Annotated in this window: 19 protein-coding genes and 1 tRNA gene; 7 read left to right on the top strand and 13 right to left on the bottom strand. The window is 73.4% G+C overall.

The features are described 5' to 3' along the window. Window positions 1-96 precede the first annotated feature (96 nt). The 3 genes from QP119_RS07220 to QP119_RS07210 all read right to left on the bottom strand — a co-directional run bounded on the left by QP119_RS07220 (window position 97) and on the right by QP119_RS07210 (window position 3,776). Window positions 97-2,130, bottom strand: a complete 2,034-nt coding sequence (locus QP119_RS07220) for a glycoside hydrolase family 3 protein (RefSeq protein WP_284774849.1) — start codon at window positions 2,128-2,130, stop codon at window positions 97-99. Window positions 2,131-2,367: 237 nt separating this feature from the next. Continuing rightward, a tRNA-Thr gene (locus QP119_RS07215) sits at window positions 2,368-2,443 on the bottom strand. A 97-nt stretch (window positions 2,444-2,540) separates the two neighbouring features. Continuing rightward, window positions 2,541-3,776: a DNA polymerase III subunit delta' gene (locus QP119_RS07210; protein WP_284774846.1), complete on the bottom strand. Its 1,236-nt coding sequence runs from the start codon at window positions 3,774-3,776 to the stop codon at window positions 2,541-2,543. Between the two features lie 118 nt (window positions 3,777-3,894). Here QP119_RS07210 and QP119_RS07205 point away from each other — a divergent pair, with 118 nt between their 5' ends. Both QP119_RS07205 and QP119_RS07200 read left to right on the top strand, forming a co-directional pair. After that, window positions 3,895-5,421 (top strand): adenylate/guanylate cyclase domain-containing protein, encoded by a 1,527-nt coding sequence (locus QP119_RS07205; protein ID WP_284774844.1) that lies wholly within the window; start codon window positions 3,895-3,897, stop codon window positions 5,419-5,421. 79 nt (window positions 5,422-5,500) lie between these two features. Further along, a complete protein-coding gene (locus QP119_RS07200) occupies window positions 5,501-6,097 on the top strand; it encodes a methylated-DNA--[protein]-cysteine S-methyltransferase (protein WP_284774842.1) in 597 nt (198 codons plus the stop codon). A 29-nt stretch (window positions 6,098-6,126) separates the two neighbouring features. Here the strand turns inward: QP119_RS07200 and QP119_RS07195 are convergent, their stop codons facing one another. After that, complete coding sequence (locus QP119_RS07195; RefSeq protein WP_284774840.1) at window positions 6,127-7,179, bottom strand: hypothetical protein; 1,053 nt, start codon at window positions 7,177-7,179, stop codon at window positions 6,127-6,129. A gap of 70 nt (window positions 7,180-7,249) precedes the next feature. After that, window positions 7,250-10,273 (bottom strand): type I DNA topoisomerase, encoded by a 3,024-nt coding sequence (gene topA / locus QP119_RS07190; RefSeq protein ID WP_284774838.1) that lies wholly within the window; start codon window positions 10,271-10,273, stop codon window positions 7,250-7,252. A gap of 247 nt (window positions 10,274-10,520) precedes the next feature. On the opposite strand from topA, the gene QP119_RS07185 reads away from it, so the two are divergent. Next, on the top strand, window positions 10,521-11,147 hold the full coding sequence (locus QP119_RS07185; protein ID WP_284774836.1) for a DedA family protein: 627 nt from the start codon (window positions 10,521-10,523) through the stop codon (window positions 11,145-11,147). A gap of 188 nt (window positions 11,148-11,335) precedes the next feature. Here the strand turns inward: QP119_RS07185 and QP119_RS07180 are convergent, their stop codons facing one another. Beyond that, the gene (locus tag QP119_RS07180; protein WP_075663114.1) at window positions 11,336-11,539 is read right to left on the bottom strand and encodes a cold-shock protein; all 204 of its coding nucleotides are present in this window, start codon (window positions 11,537-11,539) and stop codon (window positions 11,336-11,338) included. A gap of 416 nt (window positions 11,540-11,955) precedes the next feature. Here QP119_RS07180 and QP119_RS07175 point away from each other — a divergent pair, with 416 nt between their 5' ends. After that, window positions 11,956-14,292 (top strand): DEAD/DEAH box helicase, encoded by a 2,337-nt coding sequence (locus QP119_RS07175; RefSeq protein ID WP_284774880.1) that lies wholly within the window; start codon window positions 11,956-11,958, stop codon window positions 14,290-14,292. Between the two features lie 63 nt (window positions 14,293-14,355). Here QP119_RS07175 and QP119_RS07170 read toward each other — a convergent pair whose 3' ends face one another. The 7 genes from QP119_RS07170 to ssd form a co-directional block, all read right to left on the bottom strand. Next, complete coding sequence (locus QP119_RS07170; RefSeq protein WP_284774835.1) at window positions 14,356-14,709, bottom strand: Rv3654c family TadE-like protein; 354 nt, start codon at window positions 14,707-14,709, stop codon at window positions 14,356-14,358. Next, a complete protein-coding gene (locus tag QP119_RS07165) occupies window positions 14,706-15,002 on the bottom strand; it encodes a hypothetical protein (RefSeq protein WP_284774833.1) in 297 nt (98 codons plus the stop codon). The genes QP119_RS07170 and QP119_RS07165 overlap by 4 nt, the downstream gene beginning before the upstream one ends. Before the next feature lie 61 nt (window positions 15,003-15,063). Beyond that, window positions 15,064-15,258 (bottom strand): DUF4244 domain-containing protein, encoded by a 195-nt coding sequence (locus QP119_RS07160; protein ID WP_284774878.1) that lies wholly within the window; start codon window positions 15,256-15,258, stop codon window positions 15,064-15,066. A 218-nt stretch (window positions 15,259-15,476) separates the two neighbouring features. After that, window positions 15,477-16,160 (bottom strand): type II secretion system F family protein, encoded by a 684-nt coding sequence (locus tag QP119_RS07155; protein WP_284774831.1) that lies wholly within the window; start codon window positions 16,158-16,160, stop codon window positions 15,477-15,479. Further along, window positions 16,157-16,972 (bottom strand): type II secretion system F family protein, encoded by an 816-nt coding sequence (locus tag QP119_RS07150; protein ID WP_284774829.1) that lies wholly within the window; start codon window positions 16,970-16,972, stop codon window positions 16,157-16,159. The genes QP119_RS07155 and QP119_RS07150 overlap by 4 nt, the downstream gene beginning before the upstream one ends. Next, complete coding sequence (locus QP119_RS07145; protein ID WP_284774827.1) at window positions 16,969-18,213, bottom strand: TadA family conjugal transfer-associated ATPase; 1,245 nt, start codon at window positions 18,211-18,213, stop codon at window positions 16,969-16,971. Before QP119_RS07145 ends, QP119_RS07150 begins: the two co-directional genes overlap by 4 nt. Then, the gene (gene ssd, locus QP119_RS07140) at window positions 18,210-19,439 is read right to left on the bottom strand and encodes a septum site-determining protein Ssd (RefSeq protein ID WP_284774825.1); all 1,230 of its coding nucleotides are present in this window, start codon (window positions 19,437-19,439) and stop codon (window positions 18,210-18,212) included. Before ssd ends, QP119_RS07145 begins: the two co-directional genes overlap by 4 nt. 556 nt (window positions 19,440-19,995) lie before the next feature. Between ssd and QP119_RS07135 the strand changes: the two genes are divergently transcribed. From QP119_RS07135 to QP119_RS07125, 3 genes are all read left to right on the top strand, one after another. After that, complete coding sequence (locus tag QP119_RS07135) at window positions 19,996-20,826, top strand: HAD family hydrolase (RefSeq protein WP_336620417.1); 831 nt, start codon at window positions 19,996-19,998, stop codon at window positions 20,824-20,826. Between the two features lie 212 nt (window positions 20,827-21,038). Continuing rightward, a complete protein-coding gene (locus QP119_RS07130; protein WP_284774821.1) occupies window positions 21,039-21,542 on the top strand; it encodes a phage holin family protein in 504 nt (167 codons plus the stop codon). 38 nt (window positions 21,543-21,580) lie between these two features. Then, window positions 21,581-22,567 carry an alpha/beta fold hydrolase gene (locus tag QP119_RS07125; protein WP_284774818.1) on the top strand — a complete coding sequence of 329 codons (987 nt, stop codon included), beginning with the start codon at window positions 21,581-21,583 and terminating at the stop codon, window positions 22,565-22,567. Window positions 22,568-22,569: the final 2 nt, after the last annotated feature.

The following is a 22,569-nucleotide window of genomic DNA, read 5'->3' as shown; positions in this document are numbered from 1 at the left end:
GCCTGTTGAAAACCGTTTTCGGGCCCGCCACCCCGGGAGGTGGCGGGCCCGATCCACGGCCGTTCCGGGCCCGCCGGACCGGCGGGCACGTGCGCGCTAGAGGCGCCGGCCGTAGCCGAGGGTGTAGGCCACCCCGTCGCGGTCGTGGTAGACGTAGCCGTTGTCCAGCTCGCAGCCGGGCACGTCGCGCGGGGCGTCCTGCACCGCCTTCTCCGAGGCGGGCAGCACCATCGGCAGCACGCCAGCCGGGCCGCCGTCCTCGCCGGCCAGGGAGCGCAGCAGGTTCTCCGGGGTCACGCCGAAGGTCGCCACGAGCGCGCGGGCGCCCGGCTCGATCTCGCGCAGCAGCCACGGGTTGGTCATCTCGACGGCGAGCACCGTCGGCAGGACGCGCTCGAGCTGCTGGATCTGCTCGACGTCGACGCCCGCGGCGCGCGGGTCCAGGCTGAGCTCGAAGCCCTCCTGGTCGTCCTCGAAGAGGCGGATCTCGGGGCGCGCCCACACGATGGCCAGATCGGCGTCCTCGACCTTGTCGGTGACCCGCGCGTGCGGCCAGACCTCGCCGACGGCCGCGGCGAGGCGCTGCTCCACCTTGCCCGGGCCGACGCGGCCGGTGACCTTGACGTAGACCATCGGCGAGGACTCCAGGTCCAGCGGCAGCAGGAACTTGTCCGAGCGCAGCAGGGTCACCGACCGGCGCTGCGTCTTCGCGCCGAGCTCGGCGACCTCGGTGCCGCCGACCTCGCGCTCGGCGACGTCCTCGTCGACGTAGGGGTTCTCGAAGAGCCCCAGCTCGACCATCTCGGCGGCCAGGCGCGCCACCGAGGCGTCCAGCGCGGACTCGTCGAGGTGGCCCTCCTTGACCGCGGCGATCAGCTGGGTCGGGTCGGCCATGTCGGAGAAGATGTCGGTGCCGGCCTTGACGGCAGCGGCGAAGCGCTCCGGCTCGCTGAGGTCCTCGACGCCCCACGGCATCTCGTCGATGACGCCGGAGTCGGAGTTGACGTAGCCGGCGAAGCCGAGGCGGTCGCGCAGCAGGCCCTTGATGACCGGGGCGTTGTAGGCGAAGGCGACCTCCTCGAACTGGCCGTCCTCACCCTGCAGCTCCGCGGGCAGCTGGCGCGCCGAGGTGTTCACGGGCTTGGCGTAGTACGGCATGATCGACGAGACCCCGGCGCGCACGGCGGCCTCGAACGGCGACAGGTGGTACTTCTCCAGGGCGCCGTCGGTCGGGTACTCGTTGGACTGGCCCCAGGAGAAGTGCGGGTCGTGGCCGTCGGTGCGCACGCCGCCGCCCGGGAAGTGCTTGACGGTGGTGGCCACCGAGTCGGTGCCGAGCTTCTCGCCCTGCATGCCGCGCACGATGGCCTCGACGTAGCGGGAGACCATGTCGACGTCCTCGCCGAAGGTGCCGTTGAAGCGCGACCAGCGCGGCTCGGTGGGCAGGTCGGCCATGTAGCCGTAGATCTTGTGGATGCCGGCCGCGCGCCACTCGCGGGCGATGCGGCGGCCGAACTCCTCGACCAGCTCCGGGTCGCGCAGGGCGGCCAGGCCGAGCTCGCCGGGCCACTCGGAGAAGACGCCGGCGGACTCGTTGACGCCGAACTGGGCGACGAGTGCGACGTGGTTGCGCGGGTTGGAGGCGAAGACCACGGGCACGCCCAGGCGGGTCTTCTCGGCGGCTTCCTGCACCGCGTTGGTCCAGTGGGCCAGGTCGCGGGCGGGCGGGTCGTCGCGGACGATGAAGAAGTGCTGGAAGCGCTCGTTGAGTGCCTTGTCCGTCGCCGAGGTCACCAGCACCGGGCGCGGGTAGGGCTGGCCGGTGATCGGGTTGTTCTCACGCCAGACGTCGCGCGGGTTGAGCAGCGCGTTCTCGTCGGGCTCGGGCAGGAAGGCGGAGTAGCCCGGGTAGTGCGAGCCGATGATCATCATCCCGGCCTTCTCCTCGAGCGTCATCCGGGAGACCAGGTCCGCGGCTCGCTCGGCGGGACTCAGGCGCCAGTCCTCGTAGGGCTCGAGGGTGCCGTTGCCGTTGAGGTCACGGAACTTCAGGCCGTCGACCTCGATCACCGCATCGGCACGGGTGCCGATCTCGGGCTGACCGTGGTTGTCGTGCTGGATCTCGGACATGTCTGGGACAAACCTCCTGATTCTCCGGGCGGCCGATCGGCGCTCCGTTCTCAATCACCCCAGGATACGTTGCATAACCCCATGAACCATATGACATATCTCACCGACTGGGACACATCACCCCCTCCCCCACACGTCGCGCCGGCGCCCGCACGGACAGCCCCGGGACAACCGCCCTCAAGACCCCGCGCAGCACGAAGCCCCTCCCGGCGGGGAACCGCTCGGGAGGGGCTGGAGTGGAGCCGCCTGCGAGAATCGAACTCGCGACCTATTCATTACGAGTGAATCGCTCTACCGACTGAGCTAAGGCGGCGCGCTCACGCACCCAAAGGCGCAATGGCACGGTTGCACAGCCTAGCGCAGACGCGCCCGGGAACGAAAACGCCGGGACACCGGCACGCCCCCGCCCCTCAGCGCACCCCGTAGGCCATGCGCAGCTTGCCCATCAGCCCGTCGAGGGCGATCTGCGGCCACACGTTCTGCTTCAGGTGTTCGCGGCACTGTCCGATCGCCTCCAGGCAGTCCGCCAGGCCCGCCGCCCCGACCTGCCCGGCGATCTCGCCGGCCAGTTCGGCGAAGTCCGGGTGCACCGGATCACCCGGGGCGTCGACGGCCCGCAGGAAGGCGTCGCGGTAGAGCCCCGAGAGGTCGACCAGGCACAGGTCGATCAGGTCCCGGTGGATGCGCTTGTGGCGCCTCTTCTGCTCCTCCTCGAGGCTCTTGACCGCCCGCTCGGCCTCCCGGGCGAGCTTTGCCACGCCCTTGCCGCGCCCGCCGGCGCCGAAGGAGCGCCGGAGCGTCTCGGCCTCCTCGGCCTCCTCCTCGGCGTGGAGTTCCTCGGACTCCTTCTTCGTGGCCTTGACCAGGGTGCTGATCTCGCGGAAGGCGACGTCGCCGTGGTTGACCAGCTCCGCCAGGCGCAGCACCCGGGCGCGCCGACGCTGCATGCCCTCGTCGGTGACCAGCAGGCGCGCCCGCCCGATGTGCCGCAGCGAGGCCTGGGCGGCCAGTGCCGCGTCGTGCTCCGGGGCCCCCTCCTCGCGCACGAGCAGGCGCACGATGCGCTCCACCGACGGCGGCGGGACGTAGATGTGCCGGCAGCGCGAGCGCAGCGTCACCGAGAAGTCCTCCGGGTCCACCGACGGCGCGCAGAAGAGCACCACCGACTGCTTCGAGGGCTCCTCGACGGTCTTGAGCAGCGCGTCGGCGGCCTGACCGGTGAGCCGGTCGGCGTTGTCGATGATCACCACGCGCCAGCGGCCCACCGTGGGCAGCTGGCTGACCGTGGGCACGATGTCCTCGCGCGCCACCGACACCGCGATGGAGTACTTGCGGGTCCGGAACTCCTGGACGTCGGTGTGCGAGCCGTTCATCACGGCCCGGCACGCCTCGCAGCGCCCGCAGCCCGGGGTCTCCGGGTCGGTGCACTCCAGGCCCGCGGCGAAGGCCCGGGCGACCTGCAGGCGCCCGGAGCCGGGCCCGCCGGTGATCACCCAGGAGTGGGTCATCGCCGAGCGCTCCCCCGCGCCCACGGCCTCCTCGCTGAAGCCGGAGGCGGCACGGGCACGCGCCGCGACCACGGCGCCGTGCACGACCTCCCGGACACGCGGGGCGTCGGAAAGCGCCTCCTCCACCAAGTTCGTCACAACCGCCCACCCTAGTGCACGCCGCACCCCCGTCCCGCCCGCCTGCGGCGTCCGCCCGGGGCGGCGTCTCCCCCGCACCCGGCACACCCGGCGGGCGGGGCCGATAGAGTGGGAGACCATGAGACGACTGCTGCGCGCGCTGCGCTGGGTGTTGACCACCTCGTGGCCGCTGTACGCGGCACTCGTGCTCGGCGCGAACGTGCTCGGCGCGGCCGCGATCATGCTGTTCATCCGCTTCATGATCCCGATGCCGGAGATCGCCGAGTTTGACACGGACATGACGGACCTGCCCGCCGTGGGCGTCGCCTACGTCATCTTCGCGATCGTCGTCGGCGTGGTGGTCACACTCCTGATGTTCCGCCCCGTCCTCGAGTGGCAGCGCGACCCCGACGACCACGACCCGAACATGGTGCGCACGCTGGTGCTGCGCCTGCCCGTCTACCAGGCCGGGGTGTGCGCGATCGTCTGGGCGATCGGCATCGTGCTGGCCGTCTCCGTCGCCGCCACCAGCTCGGGCCGTCTGGCGGTGGTCATCGGCGTGGCCACGCTGCTCGCCGGCGCCGTCGTGGTGCTGCTGACCTACCTGTGCGCCGAGCGCATGGTGCGCCCCGTCGCGGCGATGGCGCTGTCGCGCCGCTTCGAGGACTCGACCCTCGAGCCGCCGATCAAGCAGCGGCTGCGCATGACGTGGCTTCTGACCTCCGCGGTGCCCTCGGTCGGCGTGCTGCTGCTGATCCTCGGCCAGGAGGCCGGCTACTTCACCGACAACGCCGCCGACATCATCCCGGCCACCCTGTGGCTGATCCTGGCGGCGCTGGTGACCGGTTTCTTCGGCACCACGCTGTCGATCATGAGCGTCGTCGACCCGATCCAGGAGCTGCAGCAGGCGATCAACCGCGTGCGCCGCGGCGACTCGGACACGCAGGTCGACATCTACGACGGCTCCGAGATCGGCGTGCTGCAGGCCGGCTTCAACGAGATGATGCGCGGGCTGCGCGAGCGCGAGCGGGTGCGCGACATCTTCGGCCGCTACGTCGGCGTCGAGGTCGCCCGCCGCGCCCTCGAGGAGCGGCCCACCCTCGGCGGCGAGGACCGCAAGGTCGCCGTGCTGTTCATCGACGTCATTGGCTCGACCGCCTTCGCTGTCAGCCACACCCCGGAGGAGGTCGTCGCCGAGCTCAACCGGTTCTTCAAGCACGTCGTGGAGACCGTGCACCGCAACCGCGGCATCATCAACAAGTTCCAGGGCGACGCCGCGCTCGCCGTCTTCGGCGCCCCGCTCGCCCTCACCGACGCCAACTCGATGGCGCTGACCGCCGCCCGCGAGCTGCGCGAGGAGCTTAAAGGTCTGCAGCTGCAGGCGGGCATCGGCGTGGCCGCCGGGCACGTCGTCGCCGGCCACATCGGCGGCGCGGACCGCTTCGAGTACACCGTCATCGGCGACGCGGTGAACCAGGCCGCGCGCCTGACCGAACTGGCCAAGGACACCCCCGGTCGGGTGCTCACCAACGCCGCCACCCTGCGCGGCGCCAACGAGGCCGAGCGCGCCCGCTGGACGATGATGAAGTCCATCGAGCTGCGCGGCCGCCACGAGATGACGCAGCTGGCGCGCCCGATCCGCCAGACCCTGGCCGACCGTTCCTGACGCTTTCCGACGTCGCGCCGCGCGACGTTTTCGCCGACCTCACCGAGCGAGCGAAAAATGGCTGTCTTAGGCTCGAGGTATGTCGATTCTCGCCATCGGAACCCCTGTCGGTACCTTGACGATCGTCGTCGAAAACGGCCTGCTCACCGCCGTGCAGTTCGGCGCTGACCCGGAGACCCCGGTCATCGGGACCGTGCCCACCACCGGCGAGGTCGCCGCCGCCCTCGACACCGAGCGCACCGGTGACCTCGACGACCTGGACGCCTACGCCTCCGGGGTGGTCACCGCCGTCGCCGAGCTGGGCTTCAAGCCCGAGGACACCGCCGCCCTGATCAACATCGCCGTGCAGTTCGGCGACTACTTCGCCGGCCTGCGCCGCATGTTCTCCCTGCCGGTCGCCTACGCCCGCGGCGAGCGGGTCCGCGACCGCGCCCAGCGCCGGCTCTCCCTGATCGGCTACGGAAAGACGGCCACCTACGGAGAGATCGCCGAGGCCATCGGAAACCCCAGGGCCGCCCGCGCGGTGGGCACCGCCTGCGCGAAGAACCCCCTGCCGATCGTGGTGCCCTGCCACCGGGTGCTGCCCTCGGGCGGGTCGGTGGACGGCAACATCGGCGGCTACGCCGGAGGGCCGGACACCAAGCGCGCGCTGCTGCGCCTCGAGCGCATGCGCTGAGGTCGCGCCCCGGCGGCGCCGGTCGAGCTCTAGCGCCGCTCCAGCCCGTGCACCATGAGCAGGTGCGCGAAGATGTGCGCCTCGCGGGCCAGCGCGTCGACGACGCGCGCCCCGAAGCCGCCGCCGGAGGGCGCCCCGAACGCCCCGCGCAGCAGCTGCACGGCCTGCACGCCGAGCAGCAGGTTGCCCGCGTGCCCCAGGCCCATCGCGGCCACCGCCGACGGCGAGTCCAGACCCGCCCCGGCGCGGGTCACGCCGCGCAGCGCGCTGCGCCCGGGCCCCTGGGCGTCGACCAGGCGGCGGTCGTTGGCCAGCGCCGCAGTCAGCGCGACCGCCGGGCCGGCCACCGCGGTCGGGGCCGCAAGGACCGGGACCTTCGCCGCGGCCAGGCCGACGCCGGCCGCGCACGCCGCGCCGTAGCCGAGCGCGCGCGGCGCGCTCAGCCGCGCACCGCGGCGGAAGAGCAGCCAGGAGTAGATCGCGTGCTGCCCGGCCAGGGCCAGCGCCCCGGTCACCGGGCGCGCCGCCGGGCCGTCGGCCTTGCCGGGCTCACCCGGCTTCTTGCCTGCCTGCTCGGCGGCCTTGTTGACCTTGGCGGCCGGGTCGTGCGGCTGCTCCTCGGGAAGCCTGCGGGTCTGCTGGGCGTCGGCGAAGGCGCCGAGCAGCAGCGCCCCGGCCAGCGGGCCGCGCGAGGAATCCTCCTTGAGCACCCCGGCGGCCAGCACCGACTGCGCCACCGGCACGAGCACCCGGGTGGTGCGCCGCAGGCCGAACAGGCGGGTCCAGCCGGACGCCTCGCCGAGGGCGATGGAACCCAGGCGCGTCGGGTCGACCACCGCGCGGCCGAGCGCCTGGCCGAGGGCGGCCACGCCCTCGGCGGTGCGCCCCACCGCGTCGTCGGTGGCGTCGGCGGCACGCCGGCCGTTCTCGTGGCCGGCCACGGCGGCGACGGCGTCGCCCACGACGCCGCCGGCGGTGTGCGCGACGTCGGCAATCGAACGCGCGCCGGAACCCAGCGCACCCTCGATGGTGCGCGCGGCGTCGGCGAGCGAGGAACGCCAGGCGGAGGTGTTGAAGGACATCGGAAAACTCCTGTTCGTGCGGGCGGGGCCCGCACGAACGCGCGCCCCGCCGGGTCTGCCCGGCGCAGGCCTACTTGCGTCGGCTGCCGGCGCGCACCACGTTGCGGGTGGTCTGCGGCGGCTTCTTGGCGGCCTTCTTCGTGGTCTTCTTGGTGGACTTCTTGGTCGTCTTCTTCGAGGTCTTCTTCGTCGACTTCCTGGAAGTCTTCTTCGAGGACTTCTTGCCGGCCTTCTTGGTGGACTTCTTCCCGCCACCGTCGGCGGCGACCTTCGCGCGACGCTCCGAGAGCAGCTGGTTGGCGCGCTCGTCGGTGATCGTCTCCGGGGTGTCGCCGCGGCGCAGCGAGGCGTTGGTCTCGCCGTCGGTGACGTACGGGCCGAAGCGGCCGTCCTTGACGCTCATCGGGCGGCCCGAGACGTCGTTGTCGCCCAGCTGCTTCAGCGGCGGGCGCGCCGCCTGGCGGCCGCGGCGCTTCGGCTCGGCGTAGATGCGGCGGGCCTCGTCGAGGGTGATCGTGAAGATCTGGTCCTCCTCGGCCAGCGAGCGCGAGTCCGAGCCCTTCTTCAGATACGGGCCGTAGCGGCCGTTCTGGGCGGTGATCGTTTCGCCGTCGACCGGGTCCACGCCCACCTCACGGGGCAGGGAGAGCAGCTTGAGCGCCTCCTCGAGGGCCACCGAGGCCGGCTGCATCGACTTGAACAGCGAGGCAGTCTTGGGCTTGAGCTCCGCGTCGACGATCTCCGCGATGCGCTTGTCCTTCTGCTTCGCGGCGGTCTTGGTCTCCCAGTTCTTCTTGCGCTTGCCCTCCTCGGCGCGCTGGCGGTCCTCCTCGGCGCGCTCGGCGGCGACGATCTCCTCGGCGTGCGCCTCGGACTTCTCGCGCTCGTCGTCGCGCACGATCTCGGTGACGTAGGGGCCGTAGCGGCCCTCCTTGGCCACGACCATGCGCCCGTTGGCCGGGTTCTCGCCCAGCTCACGGCCGCCCTGCGGGGTGGCGAAGAGCTTCTCGGCGTACTCGAGGGTCAGCTCGTCCGGAGTGGTCGCCTCCGGCAGGTTGGCGCGCTGGTACTCCGGCTCGCCCTCCGCGGTGGTGCCCACGCGGCGCTCGATGTAGGGCCCGTAGCGGCCCACGCGGACCACCACGGCGCGGCCCTCGGAGTCGTCGAAGAGGTGCAGCGAGTTCACCTTGCGGGCGTCGATGTGCTCGAGGTTCTCGCCGACCAGCGACTTCAGGCCGCCGCGGCGCGCGATCGCGTCCGCGAGGTCCTCGGGGGCGTCGGCGTCGCCGAAGTAGAAGCCCGTCAGCCACTCGGTGCGGTCCTCCTCGCCGGCGGCGATGTCGTCGAGCTCGTCCTCCATCGAGGAGGTGAAGTCGTAGTCGACCAGCGCGGCGAAGTTCTCCTCGAGCAGGCCGACGACGGCGAAGGCCACCCAGCTGGGTACCAGGGCGTTGCCGCGGGGGAACACGTAGCCGCGGTCCTGGATCGTCTTGATGATCGAGGCGTACGTCGACGGGCGCCCGATGCCGAGGTCCTCCATCTTCTTGACCAGGCTGGCCTCGGTGTAGCGCGACGGCGGGTTGGTCGAGTGGCCCTCGGCGGAGATCTCCGCGGCGGTCAGCGAGTCGCCTTCGGAAAGGCGCGGCAGGCGGCGCTCGGCGTTGTCGGCGACCTTGCGGCCGTCGGAGAGCTGCGAGGTCTCCACGTAGACGCGCAGGAAGCCGGGGAAGGTGATGGTGCGGCCGGTGGCGGTGAACTTGGTGTCCTCGCCGTCGGCGGTGGCGGCGGTGATGTCCACGCGCATCGAGGTGCCCTTGGCGTCGGCCATCTGGCTGGCGACGGTGCGCTGCCAGATCAGCTCGTAGAGCTTGTACTCCTCGGCGTCGAGGCGGCCGTGCAGGGAGCCCGGGGTGGCGAAGGACTCGCCGGCGGGGCGGATGGCCTCGTGGGCCTCCTGCGAGTTCTTGACCTTGCGGTCGTAGTGGCGCGGCTTGGCGGCGACGAACTCCTCGCCGTAGAGCTGGCGGGCCTGGGTCCGCGCGGCGTTGAGACCCTGCTGCGACAGCGCGGTGGAGTCCGTACGCATGTAGGTGATGAAGCCGTTCTCGTAGAGGCGCTGCGCGATGCGCATCGTGCGCTCCGAGGTGAAGCGCAGCTTGCGCCCGGCCTCCTGCTGCAGCGTCGAGGTCATGAACGGCGCGTACGGGCGGCGGGTGTACGGCTTGTGCTCGACGTCGGCGACGGTGAACCGTGCGTCGGCCAGGCCGGCCTTGAGCGCCTCGGCGCGGGCGGAGTCGACCACGACGACCTCGTCGCGGGACTTCTTCAGTTGCCCGCGGTCGTCGAAGTCGCGGCCCTGGGCCACGCGCCTGCCGCCCACGGCGGACAGGCGGGCCGGGAAGGTCGAGGGGTTGTCCGGGTCGGCGTCGCTGGCCCCGGTGTCCAGGGTGGCGGCCAGGTCCCAGTAGTCGGCGGAGATGAACGCCATGCGCTCGCGCTCGCGCTCGACGATCACGCGGGTGGCCACGGACTGCACGCGCCCGGCGGACAGGCGCGGCATGATCTTCTTCCAGAGCACCGGGGAGACCTCGTAGCCGTAGAGGCGGTCGAGGATGCGGCGGGTCTCCTGGGCGTCGACGAGGTTCTCGTCGAGGTCACGGGTGTTCTCCGCGGCGGCGAGGATGGCGGGCTTGGTGATCTCGTTGAAGACCATGCGCCGCACCGGCACCTTGGGCTTGAGCACCTCGAGCAGGTGCCAGGCGATGGCCTCGCCCTCGCGGTCGGGGTCGGTGGCCAGGTAGAGCTCGTCGACCTGCTTGAGCTTCTTCTTGAGGTCCGCGACCTTCTTCTTCTTGTCCGGGCTGACCACGTAGAGCGGGGCGAAGCCGTGGTCGGTGTCCACGCCGAGGCGCGCCCACGGCTCCTTCTTGTACTTCGCGGGCACGTCGGCGGCCCCGCGCGGGAGATCGCGGATGTGGCCCACGGAGGCCTCCACGATGTAGTCGTCGCCGAGATAGGGCTGGATCTTCTTCGCCTTCGTCCCCGACTCGACGATGACCAGGCGCTTGACGCCCTTACCGCCGTTGTCTGCCACGCGGTCTCATCCCTCTCGTTGTCTCTGCTGAGGTCGGCGGCGGCGCGGGCCCCGGGGCGGGGGCGAACTTCGGCCCCGCGCCCGGCGGCCGACCCCGACCCTCGGGGCGCGCCGCGCTGACCGGCCGGTACACCCGGCCCGGGAAATTCTGTTCTACACCGTACACAGTCCTCTTTACCTCGCACGCAGCCGCATTAGAATCAGCCAGGAACGACCCGCGCTCTTCACCCCCGCCGGAGGCCCCCAAATGGCAGACCAGCTCACCGTCCTCATCGAGGCTGTGCTGGGCTCGTGGTGGTTCCATCCGCTGCTGGCGTTCTTCATCGTCGGCGACGCCCTGTGTCCCCTGCTGCCCAGCGAGACGATCATCACCGCGGGCGCGGCGTGGTCGGCCAGCCGCGGGGTGCCGGACGTCTGGGCGGTGTGGACGATCGCCGTGGTCGCGGCCGTCATCGGCGACAACATCTGCTACCTGCTGGGCACCCGCCTGGTGATGTTCGTGCGCTCCATGCCGCCGAAGTCGAAGATGGGCCGGGCGGTCGACTGGGTGGAGAAGTCCATCCGCACCCGCGCGGCGATGACGATCATCGTGGCCCGCTTCGTGCCCTGGGGCCGCTGGGTGCTCACGATCATGCTGGGCGCGATGAAGTACCCCTGGTGGCTGTTCCTCCTCATCGACTCCGTCGGCGTGGTCGTCTGGGTCAGCCAGGCGGTGCTCATCGGCTACCTCGGCGGCTGGGTACTGCAGGACTACCCGATCCTGGGCATGATCCTCGGCGTGACCCTCGGCGCGCTGGTCGGCGTCCTCATCGACCGGGTGCGCCAGTACTTCTCCGACGCCCACCAGGTGCGCACCGGCACCTCGCGCGCTTAGTCCCGCGATTTCCGACGTCCCGCCGGTCGCCGCCGGCGCGCAGGCTTCGGCGCCCGCGGGTGGCGCGCGCCTGCGGCGCGCTTCCGGCGCAGGGTGCGCCGGGCTGAAAGCACAGAAAAACCCCGGCGCCCCTGAAGGGGACGCCGGGGTCTCGGCTGCGCGGGGCCTAGACCCCGCTACGGCGCGGTCTAGAGGGCGCGGACCTGCTGGGCCTGCGGGCCCTTGGTGCCCTCGCCGATCTCGAACTCGACCTTCTGGTTCTCCTCGAGGGTGCGGAAGCCGCTGCCCTGGATCTCGGAGTAGTGGACGAAGACGTCGGAAGAGCCGTCATCGGGGGCGATGAAACCGTAGCCCTTCTCAGCGTTGAACCACTTCACGGTTCCCTGTGCCATTTCAGTACCTCTTTTTCGGTGGCTGGTGGTGGATGGTGGTCATACCGAACTTCCAGGTACGACTCCACCGCCTGGAAGGACTCCCGGAGACCGGAGGGCCTTGAAGGGGGAAGAAGCATCTGGACGCCCGCGTCAAGCTTTTCTGCGAGCGCCGTGTGAAACATGAAACACTGCGCGAAAAATCTGCGACCAGCCCTCAGTGTTCCACAAAAGGTCGCGCGGCGATAGGATCAGGTCCACCGAATAGGCAGAAATCGCCCCCACCCGGGGTCTCCCGGGTCGGGGGCGGCCGGTCACACCAGCGCGCGGACCGGCTTCCCGGACAGCGAGGCGGCGGTACGAGGGTGGACGAGGAGACTCACGTCGGCGCACACGACGGCACCACCGCCGCCACCCCCACCGGGCTCGGCGCGGAGCTGACCGACCTGATCCTGCGCCGCTTCCCCGAGTCGACGTGCACCTACCGCGGCACCATCCCGGCGCGCCCCGCGCGGTACGCCGACTGGCCGGGGTGGGTGCACCCGGGCCTGCGCGCCCACCTGGAGGAGCGCGGCGTCGTCAAGCCGTACACGCACCAGGCGGAGGCGGCGCAGCTCGCGCACGCCGGCCGCGACGTCGTCGTCGCCACGGGCACCTCCTCGGGCAAGTCGCTGGCCTACCAGCTGCCCGTGCTCACCGACCTGGCCGCCGACGAGACCGCCTGCGCGCTCTACGTCACCCCCACCCGCGCGCTGGGCTCGGACCAGCTGGCCGCCACGCTGCGGCTGACCCGCGCGGTGCCGGGGCTCTCCGGCGTCGCACCCGCACCCTACGACGGCGACACCCCCACCGAGGCGCGCCCGGGCATCCGCGACCACTCGCGCTGGGTGTTCACCACCCCGGACATGCTGCACGTCTCCGTGCTGGCCAACCACCCGCGGTGGGCGCGGCTGCTGCGGCACCTGCGCTACGTCATCATCGACGAGTGCCACACCTACCGCGGCGTCTTCGGCGCGAACGTGGCGCTCGTGCTGCGGCGGCTCAGCCGCATCGCCGCGCACTACGGGTCGCGGCCGACGTTCGTGCTGGCCTCGGCGACGACCGCGGAGCCGGCCGCGCACGCCGGCCGGCTGACCGGCCGTGAGGTCACCGCGGTGACCGAGGACGGCGCGCCGACGGGCCGGCGCACCCTGATGCTGTGGGAGCCGGGCTTCATCGAGGGCGCCGAGGGCGACAACGGCGCGCCCGTGCGCCGCGCGGCGACCACGGAGGCCGCCGACATCATGGCCACGCTGATCGCCCAGGGCGCGCGCACGCTGACCTTCGTGCGCTCGCGGCGCGCCGCCGAGACGGTCGCCCTGCGCGCGGCCGAGGGGCTCTCAGCGCAGGGGCGCCCCGACTTCGCCCGCAGGGTGGCCTCCTACCGGGCCGGATACCTGGCCGAGGACCGCCGCCGCCTCGAGCGCGAGCTCGACGAGGGCACGCTGCTGGGCGTGGCCACCACCAACGCGCTGGAGCTGGGCATCGACGTCGGCTCGCTGGACGCGACCGTGACCGCCGGTTTCCCGGGCACGGTCGCCTCCTTCTGGCAGCAGGCCGGCCGTGCGGGGCGGCGCGGGCAGGAGTCGGTGGTGGTGCTCGTCGGCCGCGACGAGCCGATGGACACCTACCTCGTGCACAACCCCGACGTGCTGCTGGGCCGCCCGGTCGAGCGCAGCGTCTTCGACCCCGCCAACCCCTACGTGCTGCGCAGCCACGTCTACTGCGCGGCGGTGGAGAAGCCGCTGTCCGACGCCGAGGTGGTCGCCCTGGGCGCGCAGGACGTGGTGGCGGGGCTCGCCGCCGAGGGGCTGTTGCGCCACCGCCCGCGCGGCTGGTTCCCCGCCCCGGTGCCGGCCGGAACCGGGCGGCTGAGCCCGGAGACCGCGCACACCCAGGTCTCGCTGCGCGGCTCGGGTGCCGAGGAGGTCATGATCGTCGACCAGACCGACGGGCGCCTGCTGGGCACCGTCGAGGGGGCGCGTGCGGCCGCGCAGGTGCACCCCGGGGCGGTCTACCTGCACCAGGGCGAGTCCTTCGTGGTCGACGAGTTGGACTGGGACTCCTCGCTGGTGCTCGCGCACCCGGAGACCCCGGAGTACTCGACGCACTCGCGCGGGCAGACGGACATCCGCATCATCGGCGGACCGGACGACGACGGCATCTTCAGCCCCTCGCCGGGGCTGTGGGTGGCCTCGGTGGAGGTCGAGGTGACCGACCAGGTCACCGGGTACGTGGTCAAGCTCCCGGACGGCACCACGGTGGACAACATCCCGCTGGACATGCCGCCGCAGGTGCTGCGCACCCGGGCGGTGGCCTACACGGTGGACCCGCTGGTGCTCTCGGCGGCCGGGATCGCCGCGGCCGACATCCCGGGCACGCTGCACGCCGCGGAGCACGCGGCGATCGGCATGCTGCCGCTGATCGCCACGTGCGACCGGTGGGACCTCGGCGGGGTGTCCACCGCGGAGCACGCGGACACCGGGCTGCCGACGGTCTTCGTATACGACGGGCACCCGGGCGGGGCCGGCTTCGCCGACTGCGGCTTCGAGCGCTTCGCCGAGTGGATCGAGGCGACCTTCGAGGCGGTGCGCTCGTGTGCCTGCGAGTCGGGCTGCCCCTCGTGCGTGCAGTCGCCGAAGTGCGGCAACGGCAACCAGCCGCTGGGCAAGGCCGGGGCGGTCAAGCTGCTCGGGGCGATGGTGACGATGTGCGCCGGCGGCGCCGGGCGATAGACCCAGGCGGGGTTGAGACCCGGAAGGCGGCCGGGTACCCCGCGCCCTGCCCGGGGCACAGGCTCAGAGTGGACCCGCACGGGCCACGCCGGTGCGCCCGGAGACGGTCACGGTGACCACCACGTCCCCGCCGTCGACCCGGCAGGCTGCCGGTTCGGCGTCGTTGAGGCGCGCGGTGGACTCGGCGACCGGGCAGGCCGCGTGTCCCTCGGCCAGCGCGGTGGCCGCGGCGACGGCGGCCATGTCGGCGGCGACCTGGGCACGGTGCAGGGCGATCAGGGTGGCGGCCACGGCGGCGAGGACCACGATGACGCCGGTCAGCGCCGCGGCGAGGCTGGCCGCCAGGATCGTGGCGTAGCCCTCCTGGTCGCCGAGGACGCCGCGGGCGGGGCGCCGCGGGCGCCCGGGGCCGTTCACCGGTACTCCACCGGGTAGGCGGCCCGGGCGGTCAGCTCACCGATGGGCGCCCGGACGGTGGCGGTCGCGGTGACCACCCCGCCGGACTCGCGGACGGTGAGGCTGCCGCGGTCAAACTGCACGCCCTCGGCCCCGATGGCGTGCGCCCGGGCGGCGGCACCGGCGGCGTCGACGGCGGCGAGGTAGCCGGCCAGTGTCACGGCCCCGCCGACGAGCGCGGTGAAGACGATGACCAGGCAGGCCACCCCCACCGCGGCCTCGATCGTGACCGAGCCGGACTGGTCGGCCAACACGGCCCGGCCGTGTCTGCGCGCAGTGCGCCTGCGCGACGGTGTCGACGCCACGGCGGCCACCTCAGTTCGGGGTGCTCGACAGCGCGTCGTTGATGATGCCCTCGAGGGCGTCGCTGACCGCGTCGCTGTTGATGATCATGTACAGCACCGCCGCCAGCGCCGCGGCGGCGAGCGTCCCCATGGCGTACTCGATCGTGGACAGGCCGTACTGGTTGCCGAAGACGCCGCGGACGTCCTTCGACTCGGCGTCGGGGATCGGCTGGTCGGGGGCGGTTATGCGGTCGCGGGTGCCGGCGACGGCGGTGGACTCGTCGGTCGCGGTCAGGTCGGTCAGGTCGTTCAGGTCCGGGTCGGTGGCGGTCAGGGCGTTCGTGGTCCGGTCAGTGGCGTGGATCGTTGTCGTGGTCATGGCGGATGTCCTCTCGGATCGGTCGGTTGAAGTCGAGGTCGGTCAGGTCCAGGTCGGTTCCCTCTTCAGCCCAGGATGTTCCCGGCCAGGCCGAGGACCACGGGGGCCAGTCCGAGGATGAAGAAGGCGGGCAGGAAACAGAGCGTGAGCGGCATGGCGATCAGGACGCCGGCGCGCTCGCCTGCGGTCGTCGCGCGGTCCTCGGCGCGGCGGCGCAGACGCCCGGAGATCCGCCCGGCGGCGGTGGCCACCCGGGTGCCGGAGGCCGCCGATCCCGCCGCCAGCGCGGCGAGGTCGGACAGCCCCGGCACCGCGGCCATCGGCTCCCAGGCCCGCTCGGGCTCGGCGCCGACGGCCAGGAGGCTGGCCACCGTCCGCCAGGTGCCGGCCAACGGCTCCCGGCTCGCCTCCGACGCGATCTGCGCGGCGACCGCGGGCGCGAGCCCGGCGGCGGTGCACGCGGCGTACAGGTCGATGTCGGCGGCGATGTCGAGCAGCAGCCGGTCCCAGCGGCGGGTGTCCTCCGCCCCGAGGCCCAGGCGTCTGGCCAGGGCACCGGCGGCGGGCAGCCGGGCGGTCGTCTCCGGGTGCGTCACCCGCGACGGCCCGTCACGGGCACGCGGCTCTCCTGCCGCTCCCCCGGTCGTCCCGCCGGCCGCGACGGCCCCGTCGGCGGCGGCGAGCCTGCCGCCCGGTGCCGGTGGCGCCCAACAGACCAGCGCGAGGGCGAGGGCGAGCGCGGCGATCATCGCGCCACCCCCGAGGCCCGGGTGATGATCACCCGCGACCAGCTCAGGCCCGCCGCGATCAGGGCGATGCCTGCGACCAGGAGCATCCCGCCCGTCCCGCCGCCGGTGAGCACGGCCAGGGGGTTGGCGCCCATCGCGGTGCCCAGCCCGATGCCGGCCAGCGGCAGCAGCGCGAGGATGACGGCCGTGGACTGCGGGCCGGTCAGCGCCGCGGCCGTCGACTCGCGGTGGCGGCGGCGCTGCTCCACACGGGCGCGGGCCTGCTCGACCAGGGCGGCGGTGGGCAGCCCGTGGTCCTGCGCGGCGTGCCACAGCCCGGCAAGCTGCGCGGTGTCGCGGTCGGCCTCCCCGTCGGTGCCCTGCGCCCAGCCACCCGTCGTGCCCGCGGCCCCGCCGCTCAGCGCGAGGGCGAGGGCTGCGACGTGGGCGGGATCCTTCTCCCGGGCCCCGCGGGCGGCCGCCTCGACGGCGCGCGACGCCGGGGCGCCTGCCTCGAGCTGCCCGGCGAGCAGCCCCAGGAACGCCGCGGTGGCCTCCTCCCGGCGCTCCCGCGCCCGGCGGGTGCGCCAGGTGCGCCAGCCGGCGACCGCGGCGGCGACCGCGACAGCCCCGGCCAGCGCGGTGGTGGTCTGCCCGGCGCGCACGACCACCGCGACCACGGCGGTCACGCCGAGCACCGCGGGCAGGATCCGCCCCGAGAACCTCCCCGTACCGGCGCGCCGCGCGAGCGCTCGCAGCCGGATCCGCGGGGCGGGCAGCCACGCGACGCAGACACCGGCGGCGAGCAGCAGGGCGAGCTGGACCGTGGTCATGGCTCTCTCCTCCCCCGGTGGCGCCCGCCGTCGGTCGTCGGACCGTCCGGCCCCTCCGGTCCGGCCGGCGCGGCGACCGACCCCGCCCCGACCAGCGCGGGCGCGTCCGCGCCGTCGCGGTCGAGGTCCCAGGCGGGCACGAACTCGACCGTGGCGTCCGCGCGGGTGCGCGCCACGCCGATCTGGGCGAGCCGGCGCACCCCGTCGGCGCCCCGGCGCATGACCAGCACCGCGGTGACGGCCGCGGCCAGCTGGGAGTGGGCGGCCACCCGGTCCAGCCCGCCCATGGCGGCCAGGGCCTCGACACGGGCGGGCACCTCGCCCAGCGAGTTCGCGTGCAGGGTGCCGGCCCCGCCGTCATGGCCGGTGTTCATCGCGGCGAGCATGTCGACGATCTCCCCGCCGCGGATCTCGCCGACGACGATGCGGTCCGGGCGCATGCGCAGCGCCTGGCGCACCAGGTCGGTCAGGGTGATCTCGCCGCTGCCCTCGACGTTGGCCCGGCGCGCCGACATCGAGACCACGTGCGGGTGGCGCGGGCGCAGCTCCGCGGTGTCCTCGATGCAGATGACCCGTTCGCCCGCGCCGACCTCGCCGAGCAGCGCGGAGAGCAGCGTGGTCTTGCCGGATCCGGTTCCGCCGACGATGAGCAGGCTGCGCCGGGCGGCGACCAGCCCACGCAGCCGGTCGGCGGTCACGGGGCTGAGCGTGCCGGCGGCGACGAGCCCGTCGAGGTCCAGGTTGGCCTGGCGCAGCACGCGCAGGCTGATCAGCGTGCCGGTCTCCGAGGGCGGGGCGAGCACCGCGTGCACACGCACCACAGTGCCGTCGTCGCGGCGCAGCCGGCCGTCAGCGAAGGGCTGGGCGTCGTCGAGGCGCCCGCCGGAGGCGATCGCCAGACGCGCGGCCAGGCGGCGCACCTCCGCGTCGTCGGCGAAGCGCACCCCGGCGCGCTCGAGGCCGGCGCCCCGGTCGAACCACACCTTCTCCGGGCCGTTGACCAGCACGTCGGTCACCCCGCGCAGGGCGAGCACCGGCTCGAGGGGGCCGAGCCCGGTCGCCTCGTCGCGCAGCGCGCGCAGCACCTCGAGCAGGTCGAGGTCGCTGATCACCCCGGCCTCCTCGCGCACGGTCTCGGCGACGTGCGCCGGGTCGCCTGCCCCGAACGGGTCGCCGGGGCCGCGCTCGCGGGCGAGCCTCGCCTGGACGCGTTCGACCAGCTCCCGGCGCGCGGCACTCATCGTGCACCCCGCAGCTCGTCGAGGACCAGCCCGGCCGCCCGCGCCAGCCCGCGCGGGGGCCGGCCCAGTCCGCCGAGTTCGGCGCGGCGGGCCAGGCCACGCTGCGTGGGCAGCTCGCCGATGACGCGCGCCCGGGTGAGCCCCGCGACGTCGTCAAGCGTCAACGACGACCAGCCGCGGTGGCGCACGAGCACGCACGCGCCGGTGCGCCGGGACTCCAGGCGCGCGCACAGGCGCGCCGCGGCGGCCGTCGCGCGCACCTCGGCCGGGGCGAGCACGACGACAAGGTCGCAGGCGTCGCTGACCTCGTCGGTCATCTCACCCCACGGCGGCAGGTCGACGACGACGGTGGCGGCCTCCCGTCTGAGCACCCCGACCGCGGCGACGACCTCGTCCGGTCCGGGCCCGGCCGCGGCGGCGAGCACGGAGCGCCCGGCGGTGAGCAGCCAGACGCCCTCGCGGGTCTCGGGAAGCGCCTCGACCAGGTCGCCTGCGGGGATCTCGCCGCGGGTGAAGTCGACGTCGCCCCAGCGCAGGCCCGTGGTGTCCTCGTCGCCGGTGAGCAGGTCGAGCCCGCCGGAGTTGGCCACGGCGTCGACGAGCGCGACCGGCCCGTCGGCCGCGGCGCCCACCGCGCAGGCGGCCGCCAGGGTGCTCGCCCCGGCCCCGCCGCAGGCCCCGGCCACGCCGAGCACCCGGCCGGACTCCGCCGCCCGTGGCGCACCACCTGTGCGCCGGTGATTGCCGACGCCGCGCCTGCGCCCGTCGCGGTCGGGTGCGGCGTCGCGCGTGGCGCGCCCGGGGCGGGCGCGCGCGGGGTCGGCGCCGGTGGTCTCACCGGGTGCGCCGGCGGCCCCGCGCAGGGCGGCGCCGAGGGCGGCGAGCAGCTCGGGCGACTGGGCGGGGACGACGAAGCCGGGCACCAGGGCTCCGCCAACCTCGACCTCGGGGGCCGGTCCGGGGTCGGCGGCCACGGCGAAGACGCCCGGGCGGGCCGTCACGGCGTCGAGGTCGGCGGCCGCGGCGGCGTCGAGGATCACCGCGGCCGCGCGCGGCAGGTGGCGGGCCAGCTCGGCGGCGCGCTCGGACTCGTCCTCGACGTCGACGGTCAGGTCGAGCAGCGGGCGGCCCGAGGCGGCGGCGACGTGGACGGCCTCCGGGTGGGCGGCCGGCTCGGCGACGGCGACGAGGATGAAGCGCTCGCGGCCCGGCGGTGCGGTGTTCATGGCCCTGATACTCGCGGTCCGCGCCCGCCGGGGAAAGGCCCGCACGCCGGCCTGTGGAACACCCCCGCAGTTAGCGCACATGTCACCGAAAATCTGTGGAGAACGCGGCCGCCTCGGGCGCGGATGCGCTACGGCGCCGCGACGGGCGGAGATCCCCGCCTGACCTGCACGCCCGGGCACCCGGGTGCGGACATAAAGGACGGCCCGCGCCTCGGGGGGGGTGTGCGCGGGCCGTCGGTAACCCGGCCTCGGGGGGATGGCCGGGGCAGGCCGCACGGTATATCGGGGCCTTGCAGAAATGATTATGGCACAGCGGGGGTGGGCGAGGCAAGACGTGGAACGAATTTCTTCGAAATTATCTTCGGGGTCACACAGTCGCCCCGCCCGGTCACGCGGCCGCACCCTCCCCGGCACCGTGGACCCCACCCCATCCCGGCTCCACCCCCGCCCCGCCGCACCTGACCGCCCGCCGGGAAGACGCCCCAGAAACCACAACTTCCCCACACGCCACAGGCGTTTCGTGGTCGGGCGGGGGAATCTGGCTAGACTGTCCCCCATGACGTCGACGCAGAGGAACGCGGGCGGGGCACTCCGTCGCGCCGGCCGGGTGGCCGCGTTCTTCGACCTGGACAAGACCGTCATCGCCACGTCGTCGACCTTCGCCTTCGGCCGCGAGTTCATGCACAAGGGCCTGATCTCCCCGGTCGAGGCCCTGCAGATGACACTCGCCAAGACGAACTTCATGATCTCCGGAATGTCCGCCGAGCAGATGGACTCCACGCGCGACCAGCTGACCTCGCTGATCGCCGGCTGGTCCGTCGAGGAGGTCCGCCAGATCACCGAGGAGACGCTGCACTCGGTGCTCGTGCCCACCATCTACGCCGAGGCCCGCGAGCTCATCCGCTTCCACCAGCTGGCCGGCCACGACGTGGTCATCGTCTCCGCCTCCGCGGCCGACCTGGTCCGCCCGATCGCCGCCGAGCTCGGGGTCACCGACGTGGTGGCCACCGAGCTCGAGGTCCGCGACGGGTGCTACACCGGCGAGATCCTCTCCTACAACAAGGGCGAGGCCAAGGGCGAGGCGCTCGCCGAGCTGGCCCGCCGGCGCAACTACGACCTCTCGGCCAGCTACGCCTACTCCGACTCGGTGACCGACCTGCCGATGCTTCAGGCCGTGGGCAAGCCCGTGGCCGTCAACCCCGACCGGGCGCTGAAGAAGCACGCGCTTGCCGAGGGCTGGGAGATCCGCGCCTTCAAGGACCCCGAGCCGCTGTTCACCGCCCCGACCGCCCGCGAGGTCGGCATCGGCACCGGGGTGGTCGCCGCCGTGGCCGCCGCCGCGGTGGGCGGCTGGTGGCTGCTGCGCGGGCGCGACTCGGGTTCCTGAGGGGCTCTCCGCCCCGGCGGACCGGGGCCCGCGACCCGCCCGGCCGGGCCCTTCCCCCGCGGCCCGGGCCACGTGACGGCTACCATGGTCGTAAAGTGATGCGGGACAACGGCGCGCGGACGCCCCACCCGTGGCACCATCGACAACGTTAGAATCAGCTGCGGCACCGGCCCCGGCCGAGAACAAAGACCCCCAACGGGAGGAACCCAATCGTGAGCAAGCAGGACGGACTCTTCACCGAAGGCGCGGACAACTTCGCCCCGCGCGCCGACAGCATTCCGCTGAGCGACGTCGACGCCTCGAACGGCCAGCAGTCGGTGGGCACCCTGGTCAGCAACGCGACCGCGCAGATGTCCTCGCTGTTCCGCTCCGAGCTGGAGCTGGCCAAGACCGAGCTGGCCGCCGAGGCCAAGAAGGGCGCGATCGGCGGCGGCCTGTTCTCGGTGGCCGGCGTGATCGCCCTCTACAGCTCCTTCTTCTTTTTCTTCTTCCTCGCCGCGCTGATCTCCGTCTGGCTGCCCTGGTGGGCCGGCTTCCTCATCGTCTTCCTGATCATGCTGGCCACCGCCGCCGTCCTGGCGCTCTTCGGCTGGCGCAAGGTCAAGAAGATGGGCGCGCCGAAGCGCACCATCGACTCCGTCGGTGAGCTGAAGAACCTCGTCCCGGGCAAGGCCCAGGACAAGCTCGAGGGCGCCAACCGCGGCCTCTACAGCTAGCCGACCCGCACAAAAAGAAGCACCGGAGCCCCCGCACCATGGCCGCAGCACGCGACGCCGCAGGTGACGGGGGTTCTTCCGTGCCCGCCCGGCCGAGCGCCGCGAGCGCCGGCGCCGGTGGGGGCCTCTCGCCCTCCACCGTCGAGCTGGCCGGGCCCTTCACCCACCGCTTCGTCCACCTGCGCGGGGTGCGCCTGCACGTCGCCGCCGCCGGCGACGCGAAGGACCCGCTGGTCATCCTGCTGCACGACGCCTTCGGCGGCTGGTTCGACTACCGCGACGTGCTGGCACCCCTGGCCGCCGCCGGCTTCCACGTCGTCGCCCTCGACGCGCGCGGCTACGGCATGTCGGACAAGCCCCCGGCCGGCGCCGGACTGGACGTGCTGACCGCCGTCGGCGACGTCACCGCGCTCATCCGGGTGCTCGGCCACGATGACGCCGTCCTCGTCGGCGCCGACTCCGGCGGCGCGGTGGCCTGGTGCGCGGCCACGGCACACCCCGGTCAGGTCCGCGCGCTGGTCTCCGTGGCCGCCGCCCACCCGGTCGACATGCGCCGCGCGATGGCCGCCCGCCCGGTGCGCTTCCTGCCGGCCCACCTGCGCGCGGGCTTCGGCCGCCTGCCGGGCGTCCACCGCCTGCCGGAGCGCACCGCCGCCTGGCTGCAGCGGCGCATCCTGGACCGCTGGACCGCCCCGCAGTTCCACGGCACCGCGCTCTACGACGCCGTACTGGACCTGCGTGTGCGCGCGATGCACATCGCGTCGGCGCTTCCGGGCGCGGCGCGCTACGCGCGCCTGACCACGACCGTGGTGCCCCCGAAGTGGCTGGGCAACCCGGTCACGGTGCCCGTGCTCGCCCTGCAGCCGGACCGGCCGACCTTCACGCACCTGGCCCGGCGCGCCCGCAAGCGCTGCACCGCCCGGATGAGCGTGCGCGAGCTGCCCGGCACCGCACGCCTGCCACACGTGGAGGCCCCCGAGGCCTTCGCCGCGGCCGTGGCCGCCTGGCTCAACGAGCTGGACTGACC

Source organism: Corynebacterium frankenforstense, from assembly GCF_030211955.1.
Taxonomy (GTDB): Bacteria; Actinomycetota; Actinomycetes; order Mycobacteriales; family Mycobacteriaceae; genus Corynebacterium; species Corynebacterium frankenforstense_A.
Note: the sequence above shows the minus strand (reverse complement) of the source record. Positions and strands in the feature narration are given on the sequence as shown.